Raw genomic sequence first — 4,427 nt, forward strand, 5'->3', positions numbered from 1 at the left:
TTGCGCTGCGCCTCGACCCGACCATCCGTGACTGGAACGCGCCCCACGCGCTGCTGCTGGAGAAGGTTCGCCGCCGCGCGCATGAGTTCGACGTGCTCCACTTCCACCTCGACTACATGCCGTTTTCAACGTTCTCGCAGATGGATACGCCGTTCGTGACCACGCTGCATGGCCGTCTCGACCTGCCCGAATTGCAGCCGGTTTTCGATGCATTTCCAGAAGCGCCGGTCATCTCGATCTCGGATTCGCAGCGCCAGCCGCTGCCGCAAGCCGCGTGGCTAAACACGATTTACCACGGGCTGCCGCAGGATCTCCTGACGCCGCAAAAGCACAAGAAGCCGGAATACCTCGCCTTTCTCGGCCGTATCTGCCCGGAAAAGCGCGCCGATCTGGCAATTCAGATCGCAGCGCAAACCGGTCTGCCGCTGAAGATCGCCGCAAAGGTTGACAAGGTTGACCAGGAGTATTTCAAGAGCACGATCGAGCCGTTGCTTTCCAGCGCAAATGTGGAATTCGTCGGCGAGATCAACGAGCAGCAAAAGCCGGAGTTCCTCTCGGGCGCCAAGGCGCTGCTGTTCCCGATCGACTGGTCGGAGCCGTTTGGTCTTGTGATGATCGAAGCCATGGCGTGCGGTACGCCGGTAATCGCGTTCAATCGCGGTTCGGTCCCGGAAGTCATCGATCACGGCGTGACGGGCTTTATCTGCGAAGACGTGCAGGGCGCAGTTGGCGCACTTCAGCGACTCGATGAACTGTCGCGCACCGAAATCCGCGCGCAGTTCGAACGCCGTTTCTGTGCAAGCACGATGGCGCAGAATTATGTCGACAGCTATACCGCCCTGCTTCAGGCGGCAAAGCGCCCGATGCTGCGCCAGGTTGCAGTAGGCTGATCGAGGAACGCCGATTAATCCGATGTTGCGATCCATAAAGATTCGACATCGGAGAGTTTTTGATTTACTTAGCTGGAATAAACCGCGTTATTGCAGCGCAAAGAAATCCACCCGCAGCAGGGTGGATTTTTTTGTATCCAGAGACACCAGCGGGGCCTTTTTCGCAGTTTGTCCCGATGCACGGCTTTGTCAGGAATGCTCCTGATTAATCAAGAAACGCTCCCGGCTTTTACCCACGATCCACTTCGGCGGTTTGCCACGGCCACTCCACGTATTACCTGACTTGGGATCCTGGTAGACCGGTGGCAATGGTTCTTTCTTCGGCGGGCGCCCGCGGCGTACAACCGTCAGCCCCAAATCCTGTGCGGTAAGCCCATACTCAACGATCTTCCGCCGTATATCCACGAGTACAGCTTCCAGTTCCGTGCGGCGCGCTTCTTCGGCCTGCTCCTGAAGTTTGGCTATTTGGGCCTTCAGCTCAATGTATTGCGACATTTCCAATCCCTTTTCAATAGGCAGCGATTATTGAGAAGCCTAACGATATCGAATAAAAGATGCAACGGTTGCCAACGCAATTGCAGAAAGTCCCAAACAACTTAAGAAGATTCTTGAAACTATAGGCCAATCTTAATAGGACTTGCCTTAGTTCTGGCTGATTTGACAATTGTTGACAACTACTGCCGATACTCGGATTACACTGCCTACCCGCTGCATTTGGTCGTCAATTTAATAGCGATCACACGCAGCGAAAACGTTTCAGTTTTTTATATATTTTTAGGACTTCGAATCATGCGATTGGGACAGCGCCTCGGCGCAGAAATGTTTGGTACGTTCTGGCTCGTGCTGGGCGGCTGCGGAAGCGCCGTACTTGCCGCTGGATTTCCTCAACTTGGTATTGGCTTTGCGGGCGTCTCGCTCGCGTTTGGCCTGACCGTGCTCACCATGGCTTATGCCATCGGCCACATCTCCGGTTGCCACCTGAACCCGGCCGTAAGCGTTGGCTTGACCGTCGCCGGCCGCTTTCCGGTTCGCGATCTGGCTCCGTACATTGTCGCGCAAGTGATTGGCGGCATTCTCGGCGCGTACGTGCTGTATGTGATCGCAAGCGGTTCGCCGACCTTTGAACTCGGCGGTTTCGCGACCAATGGCTTTGGCGACCAATCGCCTGGTCATTACTCGATGATGGCCGCGCTCGTCTGCGAAGTGGTCATGACGTTCTTCTTCCTGTTCGTCATCCTTGGCGCAACCGACAGCCGTGCGCCCGCCGGTTTTGCACCGATCGCAATCGGGCTGTGCCTGACGCTGATCCACCTGATCTCGATCCCGGTGACCAACACGTCTGTGAACCCGGCTCGCTCGACCGGCCCGGCATTGTTCGTCGGCGGCGCGGCAGTGGAACAACTGTGGCTGTTTTGGGTTGCACCGATCATCGGCGCGATCATCGCGGGTGTGGTCTATCCGCTGCTGACCGGCGCGAAGAAACGGGCGCTTGCATCGGCCTGATTCACAGCAAGTCGATTGAGGAAAAACGGGCGCCCGGCGCCCGTTTTTTTATTGAGTTCGCGGTTTCAACCGTTTAAACCAGCCAGGCAATATGAATCGGCTGCGACAAATGTAATGTGCGTTTACTGCTTTTCGAATCTGGAAATGCTGGCCGTCAGAGCCACACGCCGTTCCATCAACCGCAAAGCTTTTACCATCATGGGTTTTGCACCCATGCCAGCCACGCTTTAATCCCGCAGACTCCCTTTCGCAACACTTTCACCCGGTAACAACTCGTCGATACTCGTAAGACGACGGATGCGTACATTAGATTCATGCGACACGCGTCGCCCATAAAGGAGAACACCATGACACGCATCGTTACGCATCTGCTGGTTGCCGCTGGTCTCGCGTTAGGTGCAGCAGGAGCCGCGCAGGCACATACAGATCTGAATATCGGCTTGTCGCTTGGCGCACCGGTTTATACAAGTCCCGCGGCGGTGTATGTACAACCCGCACCCTATTATCGTGCGGCGCCGCCCGCCTGGCGTCGTCACGATGAACCGCGCTGGGGCGGACCGGACCGGGGCCGTTGGGATCGTACCGGCTGGGACCATCGCGGCGGGAATTATGGCGGCGATAATCGCGGCGGATGGAATCATCGTGGATAAAGATCCGGCGTTTCGCCAGATCTAAAAAAAGGAGCGGCCGTATGGGCGCTCCTTTTTTATTGTTCGCGTTTGATCGTGTTACTCGCCAGCGGCGATTTTGTCGCTCATGCCGAACAAACTGCGCAGCTGATGTGCGACCCCTGCCTCGAAGTTATTGCCAGTTCTCGGAATATTCGGCAGGCGCTTGACCAGATCAGGATTCGCGTTTTTCATCATGAATGGACGTCCGGCGGTTTCAAGCAAGTCGATATCATTCATGTTGTCGCCGAACGCCACGCAATGCGCGGTATCGATATCGAGTCGGTCCAGCACGAACCGCAATGCCCTTCCCTTGGATACATCCGACGTCATCACCTCCAGGCAATCCGGCATTGAAAAGGTCACGTAAATGGAATCGCCGAATTCACGTTCGAGATTCGCCGCGGTCACCTTCAAATCTTCCGGATCGCCAATATAAAGCACCTTCGCAATGTTCTCGCCGTCGTGCTGGCGCAGATCCATGACGTCATAGTTGAATCCCGAATCCTGGTGAAATTCGAGCAAGGTCGGCGCATGCCGGTCGATCAGCCAGGCGTCGTCGGCGAACAGGTTCACGATCACACGCTCGCTGCCCGCCAGATCCGGCTGGACGAGCCGGCGCACGGCTGAAGGCGCAATGTCACGCGCGTAAATACGCTCGTTGTCGGGCGCGTGGATGCGGGCGCCGTTCGACGTGATGAGATACGCATTGATACCCAGCACCATTCGAATCCCCACCACGTCCCGGTAATGCCGCCCCGTGGCGATAATGAAACGCACCCCTTGCGCTTCAAGTTCGCGGACCGTTTCGACGGTGAACGGGTCGACCTGATGGTCGCTGTTGAGCAAGGTGCCGTCGAGATCGGTTGCGATGATCGAATACATGGGAAGGCGCTTCCTTTTAGCCGTTAGGACTCTGGCATTCTAGCGCGCTGCCCGCCCTTCCCCCGCCGCCGCGCGGTGAGCCAGTTGCAGCGCGCCCGCTGCTGAGTCCGCAAGCGGTACTCGCAAGCGGGCGCGAAGCGTCTCCGGCACAAACGGTTCGAGCGGGCTCGCAAGACCGCCGCACAATGCCACCGGCATTACCTTGTCGGGGTCGAGCGCCGCCACCATCGTCTCGATCTCGCGACCCGCCTCCTGAAGCAGCCGCTCGGCGAACGGATGATTTCGATGCTGGAAGATCGTGGGTGCGAGCGTGGCATAGGCGGTCTGGTTGGCAGCGCTCAGCCACACCACCAGACCATCGCGATCGGCGACATTGGTGCATTCAAGCAGCGCATGGGACCAGTCGTCAGCCGGCGCGCGCCCATCCAGGACGCGCTGCAGATGCACCGATGTCGCCGATCGCGATGGTCTGGTGGTGTGA

Annotated in this window: 5 protein-coding genes and 1 pseudogene; 3 read left to right on the plus strand and 3 right to left on the minus strand. The window is 57.6% G+C overall.

Translation table 11 applies throughout. From position 1 onward, the window contains the following. The coding region (locus ACRXB1_RS31455) for a glycosyltransferase family 4 protein (protein ID WP_449494266.1) at positions 1-890 on the plus strand (890 nt) is incomplete at its 5' end. Between the two features lie 189 nt (positions 891-1,079). On the opposite strand, the gene ACRXB1_RS31460 is transcribed toward ACRXB1_RS31455, so the two are convergent. Next, a complete protein-coding gene (locus ACRXB1_RS31460; protein WP_061998269.1) occupies positions 1,080-1,385 on the minus strand; it encodes an H-NS histone family protein in 306 nt (101 codons plus the stop codon). A 294-nt stretch (positions 1,386-1,679) separates the two neighbouring features. Here ACRXB1_RS31460 and aqpZ point away from each other — a divergent pair, with 294 nt between their 5' ends. Next, positions 1,680-2,393: an aquaporin Z gene (gene aqpZ / locus ACRXB1_RS31465; protein WP_061998268.1), complete on the plus strand. Its 714-nt coding sequence runs from the start codon at positions 1,680-1,682 to the stop codon at positions 2,391-2,393. A gap of 347 nt (positions 2,394-2,740) precedes the next feature. Further along, a complete protein-coding gene (locus ACRXB1_RS31470; RefSeq protein ID WP_174363719.1) occupies positions 2,741-3,043 on the plus strand; it encodes a hypothetical protein in 303 nt (100 codons plus the stop codon). Positions 3,044-3,121: 78 nt separating this feature from the next. Here ACRXB1_RS31470 and ACRXB1_RS31475 read toward each other — a convergent pair whose 3' ends face one another. Further along, entirely contained in the window at positions 3,122-3,946 is an 825-nt protein-coding gene (locus ACRXB1_RS31475) for a Cof-type HAD-IIB family hydrolase (RefSeq protein WP_062168757.1), read from the minus strand. A gap of 39 nt (positions 3,947-3,985) precedes the next feature. Further along, positions 3,986-4,427, minus strand: a pseudogene (locus ACRXB1_RS31480) (BadF/BadG/BcrA/BcrD ATPase family protein); the annotation flags it as partial.

Source organism: Caballeronia sp. M23-90 (genome assembly GCF_053574605.1).